Annotated in this window: 22 protein-coding genes and 1 pseudogene; 5 read left to right on the plus strand and 18 right to left on the minus strand. The window is 37.9% G+C overall.

The features are described 5' to 3' along the window. Positions 1-414: 414 nt before the first annotated feature. The 8 genes from F7731_RS03095 to rpsU all read right to left on the minus strand — a co-directional run bounded on the left by F7731_RS03095 (position 415) and on the right by rpsU (position 6,701). Positions 415-1,374 carry a PhoH family protein gene (locus F7731_RS03095; protein WP_151533298.1) on the minus strand — a complete coding sequence of 320 codons (960 nt, stop codon included), beginning with the start codon at positions 1,372-1,374 and terminating at the stop codon, positions 415-417. Next, entirely contained in the window at positions 1,371-2,564 is a 1,194-nt protein-coding gene (gene yqfD, locus F7731_RS03100; protein ID WP_151533299.1) for a sporulation protein YqfD, read from the minus strand. The genes F7731_RS03095 and yqfD overlap by 4 nt, the downstream gene beginning before the upstream one ends. Positions 2,565-2,667: 103 nt before the next feature. Continuing rightward, a complete protein-coding gene (yqfC, locus tag F7731_RS03105) occupies positions 2,668-2,952 on the minus strand; it encodes a sporulation protein YqfC (protein WP_151533300.1) in 285 nt (94 codons plus the stop codon). A gap of 73 nt (positions 2,953-3,025) precedes the next feature. After that, positions 3,026-3,529: a hypothetical protein gene (locus tag F7731_RS03110; protein ID WP_151533301.1), complete on the minus strand. Its 504-nt coding sequence runs from the start codon at positions 3,527-3,529 to the stop codon at positions 3,026-3,028. 51 nt (positions 3,530-3,580) lie between these two features. Further along, complete coding sequence (gene floA / locus F7731_RS03115) at positions 3,581-4,582, minus strand: flotillin-like protein FloA (RefSeq protein WP_151533302.1); 1,002 nt, start codon at positions 4,580-4,582, stop codon at positions 3,581-3,583. Then, positions 4,582-5,928, minus strand: coding sequence for an NfeD family protein (locus tag F7731_RS03120; RefSeq protein WP_425481975.1), 1,347 nt, complete (start codon positions 5,926-5,928; stop codon positions 4,582-4,584). Before F7731_RS03120 ends, floA begins: the two co-directional genes overlap by 1 nt. Before the next feature lie 140 nt (positions 5,929-6,068). After that, positions 6,069-6,512 (minus strand): GatB/YqeY domain-containing protein, encoded by a 444-nt coding sequence (locus F7731_RS03125; RefSeq protein ID WP_151533303.1) that lies wholly within the window; start codon positions 6,510-6,512, stop codon positions 6,069-6,071. Between the two features lie 15 nt (positions 6,513-6,527). Then, positions 6,528-6,701 (minus strand): 30S ribosomal protein S21, encoded by a 174-nt coding sequence (gene rpsU, locus F7731_RS03130; protein ID WP_151533304.1) that lies wholly within the window; start codon positions 6,699-6,701, stop codon positions 6,528-6,530. A 319-nt stretch (positions 6,702-7,020) separates the two neighbouring features. Between rpsU and F7731_RS03135 the strand changes: the two genes are divergently transcribed. Beyond that, the gene (locus F7731_RS03135; RefSeq protein WP_151533305.1) at positions 7,021-7,944 is read left to right on the plus strand and encodes a Na/Pi symporter; all 924 of its coding nucleotides are present in this window, start codon (positions 7,021-7,023) and stop codon (positions 7,942-7,944) included. Positions 7,945-8,004: 60 nt separating this feature from the next. Here the strand turns inward: F7731_RS03135 and deoC are convergent, their stop codons facing one another. Continuing rightward, a complete protein-coding gene (gene deoC, locus F7731_RS03140; RefSeq protein ID WP_151533306.1) occupies positions 8,005-8,676 on the minus strand; it encodes a deoxyribose-phosphate aldolase in 672 nt (223 codons plus the stop codon). A gap of 490 nt (positions 8,677-9,166) precedes the next feature. Between deoC and F7731_RS03145 the strand changes: the two genes are divergently transcribed. Both F7731_RS03145 and F7731_RS27240 read left to right on the plus strand, forming a co-directional pair. Then, entirely contained in the window at positions 9,167-10,456 is a 1,290-nt protein-coding gene (locus F7731_RS03145; protein WP_151533307.1) for an MFS transporter, read from the plus strand. Positions 10,457-10,893: 437 nt separating this feature from the next. Beyond that, entirely contained in the window at positions 10,894-11,118 is a 225-nt protein-coding gene (locus F7731_RS27240; RefSeq protein ID WP_425481981.1) for a cupin domain-containing protein, read from the plus strand. A gap of 152 nt (positions 11,119-11,270) precedes the next feature. Here F7731_RS27240 and F7731_RS03155 read toward each other — a convergent pair whose 3' ends face one another. Continuing rightward, positions 11,271-12,875, minus strand: a complete 1,605-nt coding sequence (locus F7731_RS03155) for an ABC transporter substrate-binding protein (RefSeq protein ID WP_151533308.1) — start codon at positions 12,873-12,875, stop codon at positions 11,271-11,273. 393 nt (positions 12,876-13,268) lie between these two features. Here F7731_RS03155 and F7731_RS03160 point away from each other — a divergent pair, with 393 nt between their 5' ends. Then, positions 13,269-14,717, plus strand: a complete 1,449-nt coding sequence (locus F7731_RS03160; protein WP_151533309.1) for a M20 family metallopeptidase — start codon at positions 13,269-13,271, stop codon at positions 14,715-14,717. 270 nt (positions 14,718-14,987) lie between these two features. Here F7731_RS03160 and menC (F7731_RS03165) read toward each other — a convergent pair whose 3' ends face one another. From menC (F7731_RS03165) to F7731_RS03180, 4 genes are all read right to left on the minus strand, one after another. Next, the gene (gene menC, locus F7731_RS03165; RefSeq protein WP_151533310.1) at positions 14,988-16,100 is read right to left on the minus strand and encodes an o-succinylbenzoate synthase; all 1,113 of its coding nucleotides are present in this window, start codon (positions 16,098-16,100) and stop codon (positions 14,988-14,990) included. A 25-nt stretch (positions 16,101-16,125) separates the two neighbouring features. Continuing rightward, positions 16,126-17,274: a M20 peptidase aminoacylase family protein gene (locus tag F7731_RS03170; RefSeq protein ID WP_151533311.1), complete on the minus strand. Its 1,149-nt coding sequence runs from the start codon at positions 17,272-17,274 to the stop codon at positions 16,126-16,128. A gap of 78 nt (positions 17,275-17,352) precedes the next feature. After that, positions 17,353-18,465 (minus strand): o-succinylbenzoate synthase, encoded by a 1,113-nt coding sequence (menC, locus tag F7731_RS03175; protein WP_151533312.1) that lies wholly within the window; start codon positions 18,463-18,465, stop codon positions 17,353-17,355. 192 nt (positions 18,466-18,657) lie between these two features. Then, positions 18,658-20,235 carry an ABC transporter substrate-binding protein gene (locus F7731_RS03180; protein WP_151533313.1) on the minus strand — a complete coding sequence of 526 codons (1,578 nt, stop codon included), beginning with the start codon at positions 20,233-20,235 and terminating at the stop codon, positions 18,658-18,660. A 567-nt stretch (positions 20,236-20,802) separates the two neighbouring features. On the opposite strand from F7731_RS03180, the pseudogene F7731_RS03185 reads away from it, so the two are divergent. Next, a pseudogene (locus F7731_RS03185) lies at positions 20,803-21,020 on the plus strand (metallophosphoesterase); the annotation flags it as partial. A gap of 92 nt (positions 21,021-21,112) precedes the next feature. Here the strand turns inward: F7731_RS03185 and F7731_RS03190 are convergent. From F7731_RS03190 to F7731_RS03205, 4 genes are all read right to left on the minus strand, one after another. Next, the gene (locus F7731_RS03190) at positions 21,113-21,886 is read right to left on the minus strand and encodes an SDR family oxidoreductase (protein WP_151533314.1); all 774 of its coding nucleotides are present in this window, start codon (positions 21,884-21,886) and stop codon (positions 21,113-21,115) included. Between the two features lie 143 nt (positions 21,887-22,029). Further along, entirely contained in the window at positions 22,030-23,205 is a 1,176-nt protein-coding gene (locus F7731_RS03195; RefSeq protein ID WP_151533315.1) for an ABC transporter substrate-binding protein, read from the minus strand. Between the two features lie 51 nt (positions 23,206-23,256). Continuing rightward, positions 23,257-23,964, minus strand: coding sequence for an ABC transporter ATP-binding protein (locus F7731_RS03200; protein ID WP_151533316.1), 708 nt, complete (start codon positions 23,962-23,964; stop codon positions 23,257-23,259). Continuing rightward, on the minus strand, positions 23,957-24,721 hold the full coding sequence (locus F7731_RS03205; protein WP_151533317.1) for an ABC transporter ATP-binding protein: 765 nt from the start codon (positions 24,719-24,721) through the stop codon (positions 23,957-23,959). Before F7731_RS03205 ends, F7731_RS03200 begins: the two co-directional genes overlap by 8 nt. Positions 24,722-24,725: the final 4 nt, after the last annotated feature.

The following is a 24,725-nucleotide window of genomic DNA, read 5'->3' on the forward strand; positions in this document are numbered from 1 at the left end:
ATTTAATCCCTCCTATCTTGGTTAAATACTGTAACCAGATAAGTGATTTTCACTTGAATATTAGTCTTCATTATGCATTAGCTATGTAAAATGATAACAGTTTTTCTATTAAGTTGCACCTTTCTACCCGAAAATTCTGAAGTGGACGTTTTCTCCTAATGGAAAAACAGCAAAATAAAACCGTACGGTCATACCGACGGTTTCATTTTCATGTCTAGCTCCAGCGCTTTTCTATTTGTCTAGCTCCAGTGCCTAGCCCCGACGTACAGGATGTACTAGTGTCGACAATGCGACAGGACGTCGCGTTTTTGTCGACCTCGAGGTCATAAGCCAATCCATCAAGAAGGTTAAGGAACAACCTTCTCGCTGGCTTGACTTATGCTTGTCAGGGCTGACCAAGGCGCTTCCGCTTTTCTATTCATGCTGTCCATAAGCTTGAATGATTCTGGCTACTAAAGGATGACGAACAACATCGCTTTCTTCTAGGTGAACGAAGGAAATTCCTTTTACTCCTTTTAAAATCTCTTCTCCTAAAATTAAACCAGACTTTGCACCTTTTGGCAGATCTACTTGCGTTTTATCACCAGTTATCACCATTTTCGAACCAAAGCCAAGGCGAGTTAAAAACATCTTCATTTGAGCATGAGTTGTGTTTTGTGCTTCGTCTAAAATAACAAAAGCTTCATCAAGTGTCCGGCCCCTCATATAAGCTAAAGGAGCAATTTCAATTGTTCCTCTCTCGATTAGCCTTTGTGTATGCTCAGCACCAAAAATATCATGTAATGCATCATATAAAGGTCTTAAATATGGATCAACTTTTTCCTTTAAATCACCAGGCAAAAATCCTAAGCTTTCCCCAGCTTCCACAGCTGGACGGGTTAAAATTATCCTTTTAACATGTCCACTTTTTAACGCATTTACAGCCATGACAACTGCTAAATAAGTTTTTCCAGTTCCAGCAGGGCCAATGCCAAATACAAGATCATTTTTGCGAATTGCCCGGATGTATTGGCTTTGACCAATGGTCTTGACTCGAATCGATTTCCCTTTAGCATTGCGAATAATTTCTTCATCATATAAATCGCTAAAATAATCTAATTGTCCTTTTTTAGCCATTTGTATCCCATACATGACATCCCTTTGGCTAATATTTATACCTTTCCTTATTATCTCCAGCAATTCGGAAAGTAATTTCCCGACCATTTCAACGTGCTCCATCTCTCCGGAAACAAAAACGTTTTCCCCTCGCGTAATGATGGAACATCCTAATTCCTGCTCGATCATTTTTATATGTGCATCCGAATTCCCAAGAAGGCAGATCGCCTCATTCGGATTTTCAAGCTGTACATTCATCGTTTTTAAGTCTGCTGTCATTCTGTATCTCCTTGAATAATTGGTTGTGCTTCTGCAATATTCTCAATAATTTGGAAATGTATTGATATGATTACTTTACCATTCTCTACCGACTTGTGTAAAACCTTTTCCCCTTTTATTTTAGCATTTTCAGAAAGATGTTTTTTTATATCATTTCGCGCTCGATTTTTTGCAGCTTCAAAAGCTTCCTCATTCGAATAAATTTGGGTGACCACCTCACTTTCTCTTACCGTTTTATCAATAAACGAGATTGGCAGCTCCCATTTTAAAAAGCGAAGCTTCGTTTCATTTAATTCTGTTTCAAATTCATTGTATTCAACTTTACCAAAGCCCCAAATCGGGATCTCTAATTTCCCTACCTTTAGAAAATGTTTTCGTTTTTCATTTCCGTTAAATACTTGCAATGTATTCTTTAATTGCTGTTCAGTCTTTAATATATACCAAGTTTCCCCAAAAATTTCTCCTTTTGCAGGGACAGTTTCAGTCTGTCCTTCTTTGCCGATAATACCTGAAACGAGAAGCTGTCCTGGCTCTACATGCTCATTCACACCAACAAGAGGCTGTCCTTCTTCAACAAACATATCGGTTATGATTGCCTTCTTTTTTGCTATTAAATGTCTGGGGCTCAAATATTCCGGTTGCTTCGGCTCATTTTTTTCGACAACTTGAAGATGGTAGGTTGTCCCTTTTAACTCCACACCAACCCACGTAATTTCTTTTATTTGATCTGTTAACTTTCTCTGAATCACTTCAACATTTTCTAGGAAAAACTGCATTTTCCCCGTTTTTACACCAAGCTCATCTAATTCTTTTCGTATTTTGTATTCTGTTGCTGGATCTGCACCCTTTATTTCTATGCCCCAAACCATATTAGATAAAATAAAAATGATGATTAAAAATATTGGCGCACCTACAGCAAATCCGAAGTTTTTCAACATTCGCTTATAAATAAAAGGCAAGCCTGTCCGCAATAAAAATTCAACTTTGCAATCACTCTGCCTAACTAACGGTCTTAACTTTTTTACATCCCTTAGCTTCATTTTAAATGTTACTGCATCCGTTCCATGTCTCTTCACTTGCCAAATATGAATACCACTGCGTGTTAGCGTATTAATAAAGCGCTCAATTCCCTTGCCCTTCGTTTTTACTGTAACGATGCCCCCAATAAATTCAACCCACAGATTTTTCATGTCCTTCCCCCTGATTTCCCTTTTATCACCATAAACATTGATCTTGTTAAGGTGCTTACAAAAAGGATCTCTTCTGTAAACACCTTAATTGAAAAATGGCACGTTAATCATTAATGTATAAAACTTGATCAATCTTTCCTTCAAGCAATATTTCTTCAGGTAAAATCGTTTTTATAACAAAGGCCTTCCCCTTAATTAGCAACTGCCCTTGCTTAAGAAGAAGCCTTAGTTCTTTATCAGAAAAAGCAAGCAATCCACGGTGGTTCTCGATATAAATATGGATTTGTCCGATCATTGTAATGCGGGGTAAATCCATCATGACATCTTGTGGAAGCTCCATATTATTTGTCATCCATCTTCGGACGAATTGTCCCCACTTTTTTGCCATAAAAAAAGAACCCCCCTTCATCTCATATTTATGAGATAAAGAAGAGTTCTAGCACATAAATTTTTATGCCTGATTATTTATTGTTTTTTAATGACCTATGAGGGTTTAATGCTCTTGGAGGGCCAATAATTTCTGCCCAAACGATCCCATCGACTAGCTGTTTTTTGCTAGGGGATAGAGAGGGTTTTTTTTCTTTTTGAGGTACTGAAATTTGCTCTGTTATAGGCTTTTCAATTATTGTTTTAATTTGCTCTGCCCGTTTAACAGCTAATTGCTGCTGCTTTTTTAAAGCGTGCAATCTTTTTTCTACCTCATATTGACTCTCCAACGCTTCAACCTGTAGCTTTTTAGCATGATCAGCTTTAGTGTGGTCAGCATATTGTTTTTCTTCCTCATTTTGCGTACTAGTCTCCGTTTGTGAGAACGTTTCCTGTACTTCTCGGCTTGGATTTTGCTCGAATTTACGGTGACTGCCTTTATGATGTTGAGGTTGCTCTTTTTTCTTCTTAGCAAACATCGAAATGAGATAGCCAATAATCATTAATATAAAAACCGGATTATCAAAGATAAATTTCAAGAGGGAGCCCCCTCCCTTCTATAGTCAAAACTTTTTAACTACGAATATTTATTATTTATGACCGCCATCTTTATGATCATCGTTGATTTTGCCAATTGAATCTCTCATATCTGTATCAGCAGAAATATTTTTGATATTCATATAGTCCATCACACCAATATTGCCTGAACGCAGCGCTTCAGCCATGGCAAGAGGAACTTGAGCCTCCGCTTCAACAACCTTCGCTTTCATTTCTTCTACCTTTGCCTTCATTTCTTGCTCTGAAGCGACAGCCATTGCACGACGTTCTTCCGCTTTTGCTTGTGCGATCTTTTTATCTGCTTCTGCTTGCTCAGTTTGTAAATGAGCCCCGATGTTTTTGCCGATATCTACATCAGCAATATCAATAGATAGAATTTCAAAAGCTGTACCTGAATCTAAGCCTTTTGCAAGAACTGTACGTGAAATCATATCTGGATTTTCAAGAACTTTTTTATGGTTTTCCGATGAACCAATTGTTGATACAATCCCTTCGCCTACACGGGCAACGACTGTTTCCTCACCTGCGCCCCCAACGAGACGGTCAATATTTGCTCTAACTGTAATTCGGGCTTTCGCTTTCACTTCAATTCCATCCATCGCAACACCGGCAATAAAAGGAGTTTCAATTACATTTGGATTAACACTCATTTGTACAGCTTCTAATACATCACGCCCCGCAAGATCGATGGCTGCACTGCGTTCAAATCTCAATTCAATATTCGCACGATGAGCGGCAATTAGTGCATTAACAACTCTGTCCACATTTCCGCCAGCTAAATAATGGCTTTCAAGTTGATTAGTCGTAACATCTATTCCCGCTTTATGCGCTTTAATTAACGGATTAATCACTCTGCTTGGGATAACTCTTCTAAGCCTCATCCCAATTAAAGTAAAAATACTCACTCTTACTCCTGCTGCCAATGCGGAAACCCACAGCATAACAGGAACGAATGTAAATAGAACACCTAATAGAATAATGGCAAGAACAACGGCCAATATTATAAATATTTCACCAGCTCCTAGTAAACCCATTACTGCTCCTCCTCTTTATCAAGTTTATTTTGATCTTGTATTTCCCTTACTACGATACGAGAACCTTCAGCTTTAACAACTCTGACTCTTGCATCCTTTAGAATAAAACTGCCTTCACTAACAACATCAATCCGCTCATCTTCAATCACAACTGTGCCAGATGGGCGAAGATCAGTTAAGCAATAGCCTTCCAAACCAATGAGTTCTAATCTGCTCTTGTTGGAAACATAACCTTCTTCAGTTTTCGTTGCATCGGTTAAGATGATTTTTCTAAATATTTTCATTTTCCTACCAAACACCTTTACCATTAATATCGATGCTAAAATAGAAATGCTTAAAGCAATCAATAATGAGATTCCTAGATGAATAACGTTGTCCGTTGCTAAAAATAAGCTTCCAATAATAGCGGCAATTCCTAGTATGCCGGCAATTCCCCCTGGCAGGAAGAATTCTGCAATGATAAGCCCAATTCCTATAACAAACAGAATGAGTGTTTCATATCCAGCGAGCCCTGCCACTAAGTGACCATAGAAAAACAAAAGCAATGCCGATATACCCATAAATCCTGGTAATCCAAATCCGGGTGAGTATAACTCTAGTATAAGTCCTAAGCTTCCTACTGATAATAATATCGGAATAACGACAGGATGGGTAATGAAACGCGCAATTTTCTCAGCAAAGCTTTCTTTTACTGTTTTTATTTCAGCATTGGAAAATCCTAAATGATCTAATAGCTCCTGAAGAGTACTGAAAGTCCCCGCTGAATAACCTATTTCATTTGCCTTTTCCGCTCCTAAAGTTAATAGTTTTCCTTTAGGGGCCCCTACTTCAGGCAAATCGACAGATTCATCAGCCATTGCTAGAGCATAGATGGGATTTCTGTTACTTTGTTTAGCCGCCTCCTCCATAGCCGCAAACCAATATGACTCCGCTTTCTTGCCAGCCGTATTTCCTTGTTGATCAATGATGGCTGCGGACCCCATTGTCGACCCAGGCACCATGTAAATTTCATCTGTGTTGAGTGCAATATATGCTCCTGCAGATAAGGCTTGTTTGTTCACAAAAGAAATCGTTTTTACATTCGTTGACGTTAACAGTTTGCCAATTTTCCCTGCAGCATCTACTGCCCCGCCTGGTGTATCCATTTCGAAAATGATAGCTGCCGCCTTGTCTTCCTCGGCAGAATGAACAGCCCTGCTTAAATAGGCATATAGACCTTTTTCAACTGTTTCTTCAACAGGCACAACATATACGACTTCATTTTTAGCCCCCCCTTTAAATGGCATGGCCATTAAAACGAACGCAAGAAGAAATGAAAATATAATAAACAGTCTTCTAATATTCAAGTTTTCCCCCTCCCTCTCCTATTTCTATACCTTTAATACGTGACTTAAATCAAAAAGTTTCATTCTTGAAACAATTTTTAGCCGCCTATTAAAAAAGACCGAAAGCAAATGCTCACGGTCTTTTATGCTTGTTTTTGTTTTTAGGAAAGGTGTTGTTGTACAAGTTTATTTACAAGTGCTCCATCTGCTTTGCCTTTTACTTTCGGCATAATGGCAGCCATTACTTTACCCATCTCAGCTTTAGATTTTGCACCTGTTTCAACAACCGTTTCTTGTACGATTTTTGAAACCTCTTCTTCAGAGAGCTGTTTAGGCATATATAATTCGACATACTGAAGTTCAGTACGAATTTTCTCAACAAGATCTTCGCGTCCTGCTTTTTCAAATTCATGGAGGGAATCCTTGCGCTGCTTTACTTCGCGAGAAAGAACAGTTAGCTCTTGATCTTCAGATAATTCTGTTCCAAGCTTGATCGCTTCATTTTGTAAAGAAGCTTTAATCATTCGGATAACAGTTAGCTTATCTTTTTCTTTGTTCCTCATCGCTTGTTTCATATCATCATTTAAACGTTCGAGAAGACTCATAACGAACAACCTCTCTTAGAACTTACGTTTTCTTGCAGCCTCAGACTTTTTCTTTCGTTTAATACTAGGCTTTTCGTAGAATTCGCGCTTTCTTGCTTCTTGTATAGTACCAGATTTAGATACAGTACGTTTGAAGCGACGAAGAGCATCTTCAAGCGATTCGTTTTTACGAACGACGGTTTTAGACATTCCTTTCCCTCCCTCCGAGCACAACACACTTACACCAACATGGTTTTTTCCATGTACTTTGCAATTATAATATAACAGCGTATCTAGGTCAACTATTAAAGCGATTGATAATAGGGTTTTTCGTAATGTTGTAAAAAATACCATAGCCTGATTGAACAAGCTAGAGTTGTCCACTTTTTTCGCAATGATTTTAACTTGAATTTATTATTAATATAAATATTCGACAGCTTTCATTTGTTGAGTATGTTTGCCTAAACCAAGCAATAAAAGGCATGTCCTAGCGATAATAGCCATACATATAGAGGTAGGGGGTGGGGGCTTGACCCAGCTATTTCTATTTATTTTATTCATTGGACTTTTTATTTATGGCATGACCTTGCTCAGGTCAGGTCTTTACAATTTATCCGGGGATTCATTGAAAGATGCACTGACAAAATTAACTGCCACGCCTTGGAAAGGTTTATTAGCAGGAATTGGGATTACTTGTATATTGCAAAGCAGCTCAGCTGTAATGATAATTACGATTGGACTTATTTCTGCGAGACTACTTTCATTTCCTCAATCGATTGGCATTATTTTAGGAACAAATATCGGAACGACATTAACGACTGAATTAATTACGTTTGATATTGAGTCCTTTTTACTTCCTTTTGCTTTTTTAGGTGCAATATTTCTGTTGTTCGGAAAAAGGAATCTAAGGAGTATCGGTTTAATCCTGCTAGGTGTGTCTGCAGTTTTTGCGGCAATGGGGGGTTTTGAGTATTTAGCAGGACCATTAAGATCCATTGATTTTGTTAATCGGCTATTAATTGAATTAAAAGGAAGTTACCTTTTAAGTATACTTGCAGGAACAATTATTACAGCTATTATTCAGTCTAGCACTGCAACTACGGGTATCATAATGGGTTTTTTATCTGGTGGAGCTTTCGGATTGGACACAGGGATAGCAATCATGCTTGGTTCTAATATTGGCACATGTGTTGATGCTTTTTTAGCGTCCTTATTGGGAGGAAAGGAAGCGAGACTTTGCGCATATGCCCATATTTGGCTAAATGTCTTAGGAGTTATTGCATTCTATCCATTTATCGGCTTATTAACTTCCATTGGTCTTCAGCTAGCGTCAGCACCAGATGTCCAGCTCGCGCATATCGGTGTCATATTTAACGTCATTACATCACTAATGGTACTCCCAGTCGCAACAAAATTCGGGAATTTAATCATAAAAATCCACGGACGCCATTAATTAATTGTCCACGGACAGTGTCTGAAACCTAAAAAAAAATGCCGGAGATCCGGCATTTTTTTAGTAGTCTGAATCGCTCGTTAATCCGTTAACAATGGCTGCGCCAGAGCTTGCGCCAATTCTTGTTGCCCCTGCTTCAATCATCTTCTGTGCATCCTCTGCACTTCTTACACCGCCTGAAGCTTTTACGCCAATGTCTGGCCCTACTGTTTTTCTCATAAGAGCAATATCTTCAACGGTAGCCCCGCCAGTCGAGAAGCCAGTTGATGTTTTTACAAAATCAGCCCCTGCTTTTACTGACAATTCACATGCTTTAACCTTTTCTTCTTCTGAAAGTAAACAAGTTTCAATGATTACCTTTGTAAGAGCCTTTCCTTTTGCAGCATCCACTACAGCACGGATATCTCTTTCAACTAATTCATAATTTCCGCCTTTTAAAGCGCCGATATTGATTACCATATCTACTTCGGTAGCGCCGTTTTCAATAGCATTCTTTGTTTCGAATGCCTTCGTCTCAGGTGTTGACGCACCTAAAGGAAAACCGATAACAGTGCATACCTTTACATCTGTACCGCTCAATAATTCACTCGAAAGCTTTACCCAAGTAGGATTTATGCACACTGATGCAAATTCGTATTCTTTCGCTTCAGCACAAATTGTTTCAATTTGTTCCTTTGTTGCATCTGCTTTTAATAATGTATGATCAATCATTTTAGCTACATTTTTTGCCATTATAATGACTCCTTTCAAACAACCAAGTTGTCCGTACCTCATACATCATACCACTCTCACACAAAAATATCGAGTTGTATTCATTCAAAAATGAGGCCTTCACTTATCATTCAATTTAATTCTTCATTATTAGTACAACATAAACAAACCATTTCTTGCTTTCAAATAGGGATGGCAAGTCTTCAGAATATAAAAGAATCCACCTTTGTTAACTATGCACAAATAGTTGTATGAACCCTACATTTTCCAAAAAAGCATTGTGCATGGTTACTAACCATTTTTGTATAATTTATACAGATGATACAAGGACTTCCTTTACGATAGTTTGTATAATAATAATTAGAAACAATGTGATTGCGCAATCACAAACAAAAGAAAGTAGCTTGAATTTACAACCTTGTTTCAATTCTTTCAATAATTTTTCGGGGAGAGTTAGGGGAGAAATTGGACAATAAAACGGTACATAAAGCTTTCAAAATGGGGGATTGTTATGATAAATGCACAGCCTAAGAAAAAATGGAAGGTCCGTTATTCAGTTTTATTAGTATTATGGCTCTGCTGGTTATTTTCATTCTTAGATCGGATGGTTATTACGATAGCCCTTCCTTTCATTGGAGAAGATCTTAACTTAAATGCAACAGCACAAGGATTATTATTAAGTATGTTCTTTGCGGGATATGCACTGTTCCAAATTCCAGGGGGAATGTTATCTGATAAATTTGGATTCCGTCGTGTAGTGAGTATTGCGATTGCATGGTGGTCCATTTTTACATCATTAACTGGATTAGTTTTCTCTTATCCATTAATGTTGTTGCTGCGCTTTGTTTTCGGATTAGGTGAAGCTTGTTTGCCAGGGGGATCATACAAAGCAATTGCTACCTACTTCCCGAGTAAGCAGCGCGGTACAGCTACTGGAATTCAATCAACTGTGAATACGCTTGGACCTGCACTTGCAGCAATTGCAGCTGCCGCTATAATCGGTTTATATGGCTGGCGCGTAGTCTTTATCGTCATGGGTATTCCGGGACTTGCTATCGCTATTTATATTTGGTTTAAGTTTAAAGATAATCCGAAAGATCATCCGAAAATTAGTAAAGAGGAGCTTGCTGAGCTAGAAGAAGATGAAGCCGCAACTGCTTCTGAGAAAAAGAAATCCGATGTTTCTTTCAAAGAACTGCTAAAAAAGCCAATTTTATGGCAAATGGCACTTATTTGGTTTTTCTTTGATATTACTTTCTGGGGCTTTACGTCTTGGCTTCCATCATATTTGATTAAAGAAAAAGGCCTTTCTTTAATGAGCACAGGTGTATATAGTGCACTGCCTTATTTAGTAGGTACTGTAGCAATCGTTCTTGGAGGGTATATTTCCGATAAAATGAAAGGAAATAGAAAATGGGTATTTATCCCCAACTCATTGCTTGGCGGGGTTGCTCTATATTTTATGTTCCAAGCTTCCTCATTAACAATGGTAATCGTATACCAATGTCTTGCAGCTTTCTTTATGTTCTTAGCACAAGGCGGATTCTGGGCACTTGTTGTGGACAGCCTTCCTGCAAAAATTATGGCATCCGGTTCAGCAACGGTAAACTGCTTCGGGTCCATTGCAGGTTTCATTTCTCCATTCTTAATGGGATACATGATTCAAACAAGCGGCTCCTTCGATACTTCTTTCATCATGATGATTGTCGCTCTCGTGATTGCAGCACTAATCGCTTTGACTATTGGGGGAAAGTCAAAGGAAGAAGACGCAGTCAATTTAGAGCCAAAACTCGAAGCTTAATATTGGAAATAAGGGGTATTTTTAAAATAGCTAATCGGCGATCGATTAGCTATTTTTATATATAATAATAGATATCTGATCAATTTATCACTAGTTTTTTACCTATTACCCTGCTTTGGTAGCTACGGAAACCTATTTATAAATCTTTGAAGATTTTTTTATATTATTCTTGCCGATACACAAACAATTAAGAATGTACGTGGTCGTAAAACAGTTATTCTGATGCGTAGTGGGTTAAAAAATCCCCTCTTTCTGCGGGAATAAGTCGTCTGCTTTAGAGGTGAGCAGGAGTTGTTTTTTCCCAGAAACCAAACCACCTAAAAGCTTTATTCGAAAGAGGCCACAGGAGAAATACCTTTTAATTCACCAAATTCCATTTATCAAAGTCTTTCTAATAATCTCTCAAATGCATTACTCGAACCGATCTAGTTGTTCTTCTGCCAAACAATCAAAAAGTAACTTCGTCAACTCATAAAGGACAGGAATTCGTATATGTGCTGGAGGGGACTCTTACATTAGTACACAATGATGAGGAGTACAACCTTGAATCAGGGGATAGTTTTCATATGGATTCAATGACTCCCCATACTTGGTTCAACCATACAAATGAAGCAGTTAAACTTTTATATGTGTATTCTATTTCTTCTAATGTAATTCATTAATGATAAGAGGAAAAGAGTTGTAAAAATAGATTTTACTCGTAGGATACCGGGTTGGCCAATGGGTTCAGGGCGAAAATAAAATCACACTCATTTTACAGCTTATAGCAATAAAATGAGTGTGATTTCTTAATATTATTAATTTCTAGAGGGTATTATCTTTTTCCTACGTTCCAAAGAACGACTCCTTCAAATTGTTTAAATCCTTCTACATTATCATTATAAGTGTATAAAATGTTCATATCACCAAATCGGATGTATGGTAATTGAGTTGTCCAAGTATGTTCTTGTAGCTCTTCCCAATATGGGAAAGCTTCAGCCGGTGTAGTTGATGTTCGAATTTTTGCTATTAAATCCGCCGTTTTTGCGTCGTCATTCCAACCACTAAATGTAGGATCAAAAATCAAATGTTGCGTCGGATCTGTTACAGTAGAGAATCCGGTTGTAAATGCATCATACGATGAAGGTTCGGTATAAAGTTGCATTAATGTTGGCCAGTCCACAACATCCAATTTTACTTTTACACCAATTTTCTCAAGCTGAGCCTGCACTACAAGCGCAGAATTATACATGTATTCATAGTCACGAGTAGTCAAAATTTTGATTGCTTCTCCATTATAACCCGCTTCTTTAAACATCTTTTTCGCTAACTCTGGATTATTCGGGTTGTAATTTTCTTTTCCCGCATCTGTATACCAATCTGTTTGTTCTGGGAACATGATTCCAGGAGAAAGTCGATAAAATTCTGGACTTGTAAATGCTGCTAACATAATTTCATCATAGTCTAAGCCCATATTAAATGCTTGTCGCATTGCCGGATCTGATAAAGGTCCTTGTTTTTTATTAAAAACTATTACTGCCCCACTTGATAATGCAATTTCATTTTTTAAATTTTTTGTACTCTTAAGTTGATCGTAACTATCCACCGGCATCATAATACCGATATCATATTGCTCTGTCGTCATACCTGCTACCCGAGTAGAGCTGTCACTTACAAAATTAATATACAGGTCATCAACAAGTGCCTCACGCTTACCTGCTAGTCCATCTGGTGTACCTTCTGGTGATTGGTAATCTTCATTTTTTACATAATGAATATATTGATCTTGCTTCCATTCTACAAACTTAAACGGTCCGGTACCAACATATTCTGTAATTCCAGTTTCAGGTGTGTTTTCAATAATTTCTTTCGGCATTATTCCACCAAATTGGTTTGTCGCACCCAATACGTGCAATGCACCTACTGATGGCTGTGGCAATGTTAACTGCACTGTGTAATCATCAAGAATTTCGAATTTCCCTTCACCAAGTGCATTTTTTGCCCTTCCAGCTTTTGCAACCCACCGCTCCAAAGATGCGACTACATCTTCAGCCTTCAATTCTTTTCCATTATGGAATTTAACACCTTTTCTTAAATAGAATTTATACACCAAACCATCGTCACTTTGTTCAAATCTTTCTGCAAGCATTGGTTGAACTTCATATTTTGAGTTTAAGGTTACTAGTGTTTCAAAGATTGGTCTAGCAGCATCTCTCGTTGCCGTTGCAGTACCCATATGAGGGTCTAATGAAGGTGGTTGTGTATTTAATGCAACATGTAATTCTCCACCTGTAAATTTAGATTCACCTTTAGGCTCCTCAGATTTTTTGGATTCATTAGATCCTTCGCTTTCTTCAGTAGACGAAGAGCTCGAACAACCAACAAGCAATAACGCAAAAATACCAAATAATATAAAAAATCCCATTTGCCTTAATTTCATGCTTTTTCCCCCTGAATTTTAATAGAACTAATCATCTTCTCTTACTCCCATTTTGACTTTCAACCCACTCTAAAATTTCCATGCAACATTAACTAAGGAAATTTATAGGAAGATATAAACTTACAATCACCTCTTTCAAGCACGAGAAAAACCTTGCAAATCTAGAAATCATAAGATTATCTTTTAATAAATATAATATAATTGATTTTTCAGAATATAACAATGTTATTTTTAAGAATAGTTTAATTATTCATTCTCCCCTAGCGGAGGCTTCGAATTATTACATTTCTGTTTTTATTTTATTATTTACTGAATTTTTTAAATAGTATTTTTTAAAAATGCAAGGTAACATATAATAGTAAAGTAAACAAACATTCATTAGGAGTGAATAAAATGAACCAGCTAGTGGAAAATACATCATTTGTTAAATCGTATCTTAAGAAGAACAAAGATCTATTTGAAGAAATTAGCAAATTCATTTGGCAACACCCAGAAACTAGATTTGAAGAACATGAGTCTGCTAACTATTTATCAAATACTTTAGAGCAGGAAGGTTTCCATGTTAAAAGGAATGTAGCCGGTATAAACACTGCGTTTGTTGGTACTTTTGGAGAGGGTGCTCCTTTTATCGGTTTTCTTGGTGAGTTTGATGCGTTGTCTGGACTTAGTCAAACAGCAAATTTAACAGAATACAAACCAATGGAAGTTGGTGGAAATGGACATGGTTGTGGTCATAACCTTCTAGGAACAGGTGCTTTATCTGCAGCATTTGCTGTTAAAGCATTTTTGGAAGATAATCATCTTCCTGGTACTGTTCAATTTTTCGGTTGTCCAGGAGAAGAAGGTGGGTCCGGAAAAACATTTATGGCAAGAGAAGGTGTATTCGATCATCTTGATATCGCATTAACTTGGCACCCGTCACCTTCGAACTCTATCATGAGCCTATCAACACTTGCAAACTACCAAATCTATTTCCGTTTCAAAGGGATTTCATCTCATGCAGCAAATTCTCCACATCTAGGCCGCAGTGCCTTAGACGCAGTTGAATTGATGAACGTAGGAGTCAATTACCTACGTGAGCACATCATTCCAGAAGCACGTATACATTATGCGGTAACAAATACAGGTGGGGTTTCCCCTAATGTCGTACAGGCGGATGCAGAAGTACTTTACTTAATTCGTGCACCCAAAGTGAATCAAGTTGAGGAGATTTATAAGCGTGTTTGCAAAATTGCAGAAGGGGCAGCAATGATGACAGAAACTAAATTGACAATTGATTTTGATAAAGCTTGCTCTAATTACATACCAAACCGTGCACTTGAACAAATTCTTCACGAGAAACTGGTCGAGGCAGGCCCGGGGGAAGCTTCTGTAGCTGATAAAGCTTTTGCAAAAAAAATATGGCATTCCTTAACTGAAGGTGAACGTAGGAATTCTCTGGACTTATTAAAAGGATTTGGATACTCTGGAGACGGATCCGAATTTGAAGGGCAATTTCTAAATGAATCAATTTCCCCTTATGTACCATCTAATGAAATAAATGCAGGATCAACTGATGTCGGCGATGTCAGCTGGATTGTCCCAACGGCCCAATGTTCAGCAGCAACATCAGCACTTGGAACTGCTCTCCATTCATGGCAGATGACTACTCAAGGTATTACGCCGTTTGCGCACTCCGGAATGTTACGGGCGGGGGAAGCAATGGCGTTGACAGCTATTCATATTCTTGAACATCCAGATGCACTTGCTTTAATTAAAGATGAACATGATAAAATGATCACGAAAAACCCATATGTTTGTCCAATACCGCATAGTGTAAAACCATCGGTACTTAAAAAGTAACAGATATAGTATAGCAACGGTTCATAAAGAAAAAGAAGTTCATAGAACCCTTGATGCCTATGATAAAGTTTTATCAACGTTGTTTTAATTGGGAAAAAAAGAAGCTGTTCGTAAATCTAAAATTCAAAGTGAATTTCAGTTTATGGAACAGCTTCGATTTCTATTCAACGCTCACGGGTAAAAAAATTATAGTGGCTTTATCTAAAGCTATAGATCTCGACTAAAAGCAAAAAAATAAGTTTTTTCTTAATTGCTTGCTTGCATAGATCTCTATCTACTATAAACTTTCGAATACAGTAAGTATTTATCAACGATGTCTTGGCGAAGGCTGTAGCCGATTCCTGGTTCTTTTGGGACGGCGACGATCCCTGGTTTGCTGAGGACAACTTCAGGTTCGATAATATCTTCCGCCCAGTATTTCTTAGAAGCTGAGGTATCCCCTGGAATTGTGAAATTGAATAGAGATGCAATGGCAATATTATGCGCCCGGCCGATTCCGGATTCGAGCATACCACCACACCAGACAGGAATTCCTTTCTCCTGACAAAGATCATGAATTTTTTTAGCCTGTGTTAAACCGCCAACACGTCCAATTTTAATATTAATAATCTTACAACTTCCAAGTTCAATAGCTTTTCGAGCATCTTCTAATGAATGAATGCTTTCATCTAAACAAATTGGCGTTTCTAATTCACTTTGTAACTTGGCATGATCAACAATATCATCATGAGCCAATGGCTGTTCGATCATGATTAGACCATACTGATCTAACCTTTTGAGTGTTTCTAGATCAGCTAGCGTGTAAGCAGAGTTAGCATCAGCCATAAGAGGGACATCATATCCAAATTGCTCACGAATGGCTTTAACCCTATCAACATCGACACCAGGTTTAATTTTTATTTTAATTTTTTTATAGCCTTCTGCTAGGAATCCTTCAACTTTCTTTAATAATCCATCAACCGTTGGCTCGATTCCAATGCTGACGCCAACCTCGATTTCTTCTTTTTCCCCTCCTAATGCTTCAGAGAGCGTAAGCCCTTTTTGCTTGGCATATAAATCCCAGATGGCGCTTTCAACCGCTGACTTGGCCATATTGTTTTTACGAATCCATGAAAAAATGTTAGAAAAGTCCTCTGGCGAATCTAGTTCTGTCTCTAATACCTTAGGAATAATAAATTGCTCTGCAACATGCCAAGCCGTGTCAATCGTTTCTTCATTATATACAGGTGAGTCCATCGCAACGCATTCTGCATAACCGACAAGCCCATCCCCATAAACACTAACTAGAATGAATTCCCGATCGGTTTCCGTTCCAAAACTAGTTTGAAATGGGGAAAGAAGGGGCATCTTTAATCGTTCAAATTTCACTTTTTCAATTTTCACTAATCGTTCCTCCCTACAATTTTATTTATTCCACATGAAATCCGTTTTTTTGAAACGTAGTTAAGATGGCTCTTGTTAAAATCTCTATACCTGACAGTAAGGCTTCACGATCAAATGTCATTTTAGGATGGTGGAGTCCGGGTGTTAAACCACAGCCAAGTCCAAGCATCGTTGCCTTTACTTGCGGTCTTTTCACCGAATAAAAGTGAAAGTCTTCGCCGCCTGATGTAATACTCGGGGGAAGTAAATTTTCTTTCCCAAGCACTTGTGCGATTGATTCAGCCATAATAGCTTGGGCTTCTTCATTTACCTCTGCAGCAACAACATTGGATTCATATGAATAGGTAATTTCTACTTGATACAAGTTGGAAACACTAGAAATGATCTGTTCTACCTTCTCTTTTAGCTGATCCATCATTTGATTAGACTGTGCACGAAGGTCTAGACTGAAGTTTGCTGATCCGGGAATAATGTTGGCATTTTCTCCACCAGCTAAAAATTTAGTCATTTTCACAGAATAAGGAACCAATGGGTCAAGGTGAATTCCTCTTAAATGATTGACTAATGCGGCTCCAACCTCAATCGCATTCACTCCAACATGCGGCCTGCCCCCATGTCCATCGTCTCCGATAATTTTGCCCTCTATAAACCGTCCAGCACCGTGCACAATAGAGGGAGCTGCTTTGCCATTTTGTACTTCTGAATTAGGACGCAGATGAACTCCATATAAATAATCCACATGATCAATGACCTTTTTTTCTACCATAGTTAAGGCACCATTGCCTTTTTCTTCTGCTGGCTGAAAAATAAACTTTACTTTTCCCGGCAGCTTCACATTTCGTTTTTTTAATGCCATAAAAACACCTAAAGCTAAAGTCATATGGGCATCATGACCACAGGAATGATTTGCTTGCCAAGTTCCATCTACTTCTTGCCATAAAGCATCCATATCGGCTCGGAGACCAACTGTTATTGGCCCCTCACCGATTTCAGCTACTATACCCGGACAATCATCAAAAGTTGTTACTAAATCTGCTCCGAGCTTGCGAAGCATATTGGCAATATATTGAGTCGTTTGGACTTCCTTCCAGCTCACTTCCGGATGTTGGTGAAGGTATTCGAAAATATCATAGATTTGAGATTTTAAGTCACTAACTTCCAATGTACCGTTCATAACCACATATCCTCTCCTTGTATTTCGCTAAGTCTCGTAGTGATATCTATCCGTTTTAAACAGCCATTTTGAGGAAACCTACTTTGAAAAAGCCTCTGTCTCCACTGTATATCTATCTAATGCGGTTTGATTAATTTCATAGCCAAACCCTGGTTTTTTAGGCAATTCAATATTCCCCTCAGTATCCATTTCAATCTCGGGTCTAATGATATCTTCATCCCAGTAACGAGCAGATGGAGCTGTGTCCCCTGGAATCGTGAAGTTATCTAAGCTGGTAATTGCAAGATTATGAGCGCGGCCGATGCCGGATTCTAACATACCGCCACACCAGACAGGAATTTTTTTTTCTTTACAAAGGTTATGAATTCTTATTGCTTCGGTAATGCCGCCCACTCGGCCGATTTTTATATTGATAATTTTACAACTGCCTAGTTCGATTGCTTTCCTAGCATCTTCTAGGGAATGAATGCTTTCATCGAGGCAGATTGGCGTTTGTATTGCCTTTTGCAGTGTAGCATGATCAATGATATCGTCATGGGCTAAAGGCTGTTCAATCATCATTAATCTAAGACTATCCATCTGTTTAAATAGTTGGACATCCTTTAAGGTGTACGCCGAATTGGCATCTGCCATGATGGGAATATCGCCAAAGCGATCTCGAACGGCCTGCAGCATCTCGATATCCTTCCCTGGTTTGATTTTAATCTTTATTTTTTGAAAGCCTTCTTTAAGATACTTTCCTACTATTTCAACTAGTTCTTCCTTCGTCTCTTGTATCCCAATACTGACACCAACAGAAATCTTTTCTTTTTTTCCGCCAATGACCTCAGCGAGAGTCTTTCCTTGCTTTCTTGCATACAAATCCCAAATAGCTCCTTCTAAAGCAGATTTAGCCATCTGATGGCGACGCACCTGTTTAAACAGCTCATTTATCTCATCTGGGTGGGTAATTTCTTCTTTCTGTAAAAGAATTGGAATGAGGAAATCCTTCATAATGTGCCATGCCGTTTGTACTGTTTCTTCATTATAATATGGGTTGGAGTTTACAACGCATTCTCCATAGCCGACATCGTTTCCATCCTGGACCTCTGTTATAATAAACTCGCGCTCCCTCTGTGTTCCGAAACTTGTCTGAAATGGAAATTTTAAATCCATTTTTAGTCTTCTTAATATGACTTTTTCAATTTTCATCTGAAAGTCCTCCCGTATTCATATAAATGGCATGCGATTACATGAAACACTGTGAATCTCTTCTCCCAATTAAACTACCTTTTTACAAATTTCAGTTGTGTGTGAATCCCGCATGAAGATTTCATCTAGTTTAGTGATTAAGCGTTGAAGGGATCACACTTTTAAGCGTAACCCCTACCATTTTAAAAATTGTTACTCTTTCTCGATATTCCAAAGTATGATTCCTTGTAAGAAGCCCATGTCTTTGATATTTGAACGAGTTGTGGTAATAGTAGTCTTATTTCCAAACTTAATCATTGGCAGATAGTTATAAAATTCCTCTTGGAGCTGTGCAAAATATTTCTTTGCTTCCTCTTGGGAAGTAGCGCCGCTGATTTTATCTAGTAGCCCATCAATTTCTGGACTATTCGTCCAGCCTGGCCATTCATTTGCGGAATCTAAAAATACATATTTAGCTGGAATCGGCTCTGTTGGGAAACCTGTGACGAAAATATCATAAGCTGTTTCTTCAGTGCGTTTTTGGAGGACAGTAGGCCAGTCGTACACATCAAGCTTGACCTTCATTCCGATTTTTTCAAGCTGTTGTTGAACGACAACAGCGGCGTTGTAGTGGTCTGTATAATCCTTGCTGGTTAAAATAATGATATCTTCACCGTTATATCCGGCGTCTTTTAATAATTCCTTTGCTTTTTCCTGATCATGTTGGTTATATTGATCTTTACCAGCCTCACTGTACCATTCAACTTGGTCCTTGATCATAAGACCATGTTCTAATTCATAGAAATTTTCATTTGTAAACGAAGCCATTAAAATTTCCTCTTGGTTTAAGGCTGCGTTGACTGCTTGACGAGCCGTTACATCTTTAAAAAATCTAGCTTTCTTGTTAAAAACAATCCCATTAAATCCATTATGGTCTACATGATTTACTACGTCTTTATTTGCCTCTAATTGGTCTGCATTATCAAACGGAATTGCATTCGCCACATCGTATTCACCTGTTTGGATTCCTGCCAGTCTTGTAGAAGCATCCGTTACAAATTGGAAATAGATATCATTCAGAAAAGCTTCTTTTTTACCAGCTAAACCGCTACTCTCTGTATCAAGAGACTGATAATCCTCAAATTTTTCTAAATGAATATATTGATCTGCTTTCCATTCGACAAACTTATAAGGGCCGGTTCCAATAAATTCGGTTAACCCTTTCTCTTCCGTTGCTCCGTCATTTACTTCTTTCGGTGTGATAATTGCAGCTTGTCCCGGGTCGGCCAGCATAGCTAGTGCCGTTGAAAGACGCTCCGGCATTTCTAACACCACCGTGTTGTCACCACTTGCTGTGAATGTTGCGTTAGCAAAATAGGATTTTCCTAAAGGGGTAGTGTCCTTCCAGCGATTCATCGAGGCTACAACGTCTCCTACCGACATCTCATTGCCATTGTGGAATTTGATGCCTTTTCTTAAATCGAATGTGATCGTCTTTCCATCTTCACTGACATCTAACGATTCAGCTAGCATTGGCTCCACTTCAAAGTTTTGGTTATAGGTAACTAGCGATTCAAAGATATGTCTCGTAATATCACGCGTTGCGACAGCTGTTGTTAACAGCGGGTCAAGAGTTGGTGGCTGAGCATTGTAGGCAACCTGAAGTTCTCCACCTGTCACCTTTTCTCCGCCTTCAGCTTCTTCATTTGTGCTCGTTTCATCTGCAGCAGAACAGCCGATGATCGAAAACGCTAGAACCAATACCACGAAAAATAAGCTTACTTTTTTCATTTACAAATTCCCCCTAATAGATTTGCAACTCTTTTTCTTTCTCTTAAAAAGCATTCTCCGTGTATCATAGAATACGAAGTTTATACTTCTTCTATTTTAATAGTGAAGCTTATACTTTTAATCGAATTTACCATATATTCCGTATACTTACAATAATCTAATTATTAATTTAATGAAAAATTTTAAATAATTTAAATCATTAGACTTATATTATTTTAAAATATGTGCTTCATCTGTTAAGAAAAGAAGTTTGAACTTCACCTTTTGCATAAAAAAGTGGTCAAGTATGTTCTAGATTATCCACATGCAGTAGCCATGAAACCGGGGAGTCAGTTTGGAAAGATGCTGGAGTAAGCAAGATACTGGTGGAGAAAGTAAAAATTATCTCGACTTATTTAAGGATTCGGATACTCCGGAGACGGATCCAAATTTTAAGGAAAATTTCTAACTGAATCAATTTCACCTTATGTACAATCTAATGAAATAATTGCAGGATCAACTGATGTCGGAGATGTCAGCCGGATTGTCCCAACGGCTCAATGTCCATCAGCAACATCAGCACTTGGGCTTTCTGGTCATTTCCACGGGGGTCAAATATATTCTAAGCCTTACCACCTGATTAAAATGGGGAAATTGGTTCGAATGAACATGATGGCAAGGCTTTTTATATTAGTGAAGGTTTAGGTCAAACAGGACTAAATATTCGCATAGGAAGCAGACCTGAAATCACGATTCATCATCTATTGCTTCTAGATAATATAGGAAAAACGAAAAAAGCTGTCTAATTCTTCAAGCCACCTAGAATGATTTTTTTGGGGGGTATTTTTTTGTTAGAAAATTCCCGTCAAAAAATCCCCCCATACCATCAACAATTTCTTTATAACGTACTTCCTCCATCCACACTCAACACTGTACCTGTTACAAAATCACTTGCTCTTGCTGCTAAATAAATAGCAGCTCCCTTTAACATGTTTTCATCACCAATTTTCTTTAATGGGATTGTTTCAAGCACTGCTTGTTCTTTTTGATCTAATGTTCCTTTCGTCATCTTCGTTCTAAACATACCCGGTGCAATCGCATTAACATAGATATTATGCCTTGCCCATTTTATGGCTAAATCTTTTGTAAAATGAATGACTGCTGCTTTACTAGTTGTATACCCAATCGTATTTGTAATTTCTGGTGGTCTGACCGTTAATCCTGCTGCAGAGGCAATATTGATAATCTTTCCGTATTTACGCTCAATCATATGTTTTCCCACGGCCTTACTTACTAAAAATGTACCTGTAACATTAACATTCATTACTTTATTCCAAGCTTCAAGTGACATTTCCTCTACCGGTGCACCCCAAGTAGCTCCACTATTATTGACTAAAATATCAATCTTTCCAAAGTCTTCGTGAATTTGATTAACCACTTCTTCCACCTGGTTTTCACATGTTACATCAAGTGCATAACCGACTGCTTTTACTCCATATTCATGAGCGAGCCTTTCAGCAATATTATTGCAGTTTTCTTTTTTCCGTGAACAAAGGGCTAAATGACACCCCATCTCTGCAAATACTTCTGCAATCTGTTGTCCCAGTCCCCTTCCTCCTCCAGTGATCAGGGCAACTCTATTTGTTAAATCAAACAATTCTTGAACCTTCATTTTTCATCCTCCTTCCCCATTTTAAACTTCTCTCTCCAACATCCGTTCCCGATTATTAAAAACAAACTTGTAGAAAATAGCCGATATAAAAGAAGAAATCAGCCAACCCTAACAAAACCGATTTCTTCTTAAAGAAATTTTATTTACTCTACATTAATAGGAAGAATCTCTCCATTTTCAATTGCACCAACTCTAACATTTACATCAAACCCGCCATCTTTATTAATTTTTGGAATCTCATAAACCTTTTTATCTTCAGGTAGGTTATCTAGACCCGCTTGAATATGTTCACGAATCACTTTTGCATCGTCCACGTTTTTGGCTGCTTTCATTGCTTCAACTAGGATATAGACTGTCGTATAAAGGTATCCCGCTTCTGAACTAGCATTGATGTTAAATTTCTCTTCATATTTTTTGATAAATTCCGGTGTACCTGGATAATTAGCAGAAATTATAGGCATTGTCCCAATTGAACCTTCCAACAACTCATATGACCCCGTTACTTTTTTCATTTCATCCATTTTTGCTTGGTCCATAACGATAAATCCACCTTTAAAACCTGCTTCTCTTGCTTGTAGGGCCAATTTTGCCGTTGATTCTGATGGACCACCAATAAATAGTACATCCGGATTTTTATTTAGGGCATTCGTAAGAATGGTATAGAAATCTGTATCTTTTTCAAAGTCGACGGAAGCTTGATGGACAACTTCCCCACCTTTTGCTTCCCAATGTGGAGCTATTGCTTTTGCCCAATCCTGTCCATATTGAGTGACTGGTGGAATTAATGCGATTTTTTTACCGTAACGTTTCATTTCGTAATTGATAAAAGTGTCTATATAACCTTCATAATTCGGGGGGATTCTAATTGTTAGAGAATTACCAGCTTCAGTTATCGATGGTTCACTTGAATATCCTCCAATAATAAAGTTCTGTTGTTCGTTAAATACTTGAAGGGCAGCAATTCCCCCACTGTGCGGGGTAATAATAATAGGTGTTTTATGCTCTTGTACTAATCTCTGTCCATTTGCAGCTGTTTCATTCGGTAAATACTTATCGTCAAGCTTCACAAGATTTAATTTGTATGTCTTCCCGTCAATTTTAAAGCCTTCTTTATTGATTTCTTCAATAGCCATTGATAATCCATTGACTGTTTTCTTACCATAATTTGCGGCAGATCCACTTAACGGCCCACTGTAACCAATATTTACGATATTTTCTCCTTTTCCTGCTCCTCCAGTAGAGTTAGAACAAGCATGTAAGCTTAACATTGTAAAGATGAGACCGATTACTAAAAATAACTTTCCTATTCGCATTTTCATCCCCCTAATAGTATGAATATTATTTTCCTCCATATAATAATGTCTCACTAGCTACGCACCTATATATGCTTTACGAACCTCTTCATTACAAAATAGATTCTCGGAACTTCCTTCAACTACTATTCTCCCATTTTCAAAAACATAGCCTTTATCAGCAATACTTAATGCAGCATTTGCATTTTGTTCCGCTAAAAGAATAGTCGTTCCCTCTTTATTAATTTGCTGGATACTTTCAAACATTTGCTCCACTATTAATGGGGCTAAACCAATCGAAGGTTCATCAAGCAGCATGAGTTTAGGCTTCGCCATTAAGGCTCTTCCGATTGCCACCATCTGTTGTTGTCCCCCACTCAATGAGCCTGCCATATCATTTTTTTTATCATACAAAATAGGAAATAAGTGATAGACTTCTTCGATTGTTTTCATTCTTTCATTTTTCTTTTTTCTATGAACATATGCACCCATGATCAAATTTTCATAAACCGTCATTTGCGGAAATAACTTTCTGTCTTCAGCACATTGGACGACACCTAATTGGACAATTTTATCTGGGGACATCCCGCCAATTGAAGTTTCTCCAAATAAAATTTCTCCGCTAAAAGGCTTAGTTAGTCCACTGATTGTCCGGAAAGTCGTACTTTTACCTGCTCCATTTGCGCCTAATAAGACAACAATTTCTCCTTTCTCTATTCGAATATTTAATTGTTCAACCGCAGCAAATTTTCCATACTTAACCGTTACATTCTTTAGCTCAAGCACTAGCACTCCCTCCTAGGTATGCTTTAATGACAGCTTCATTATTATTAATTTCTTCTGGTAATCCTTCCGCAATTTTCTCACCATAGTTTAAAACCATAATGTTATCCGCCAATTTCATTACCATTTTCATTTTGTGCTCTATGAGGCAAATCGTTATCCCTTTTCCAGCCATTTTTTCAATTAGTAAAGATAGTTCCTCTGTTTCATCAGGGTTAACTCCTGCAGTGGGCTCATCCAAAAAAACAAGTTCAGGATCTGTTGCTAATGCTAGAGCAAAAGCAACTCGCTTTTTCTCTTCTTGGGTAATATTGGAAACTAAACTATCTGCCGTTTTGGCTAAACCTACTAATTGTAAAACTTCTAATGCCTTCTCTTTGCATTTTTCTTCTTCCTGTTTTAGACGTTTTGTTTTAAAAATGGCATCAAAAAGATTGGATTTTGTTCGTAAGCGATGACCGATCACGACATTATCAAATACAGTGGATCCCTCGAACAAATTCGTCGTCTGAAATGTTCGAGCGATTCCTAGCGTAGCAATTTTATTGGATGGTAGTTTTGTAATGTCTGTGCCTTTAAAAATGATTTCGCCAGAACTTGGAGGATGAAAACCACTAATTAAATTAAAGAAGGTTGACTTTCCTGCCCCATTTGGACCGATAATCGCATTGATTTTTCCTTTCTTTATGGAAAAATCCACTTCGTTAACCGCTAGCAGTCCCCCAAATTTTTTTGTTAGTTTTTTTGTTTCCAAATACATACTC

Origin of the sequence: Cytobacillus depressus, assembly GCF_008923245.1 — a bacterium.
Lineage (GTDB): Bacteria > Bacillota > Bacilli > Bacillales > Cytobacillaceae > Cytobacillus > Cytobacillus depressus.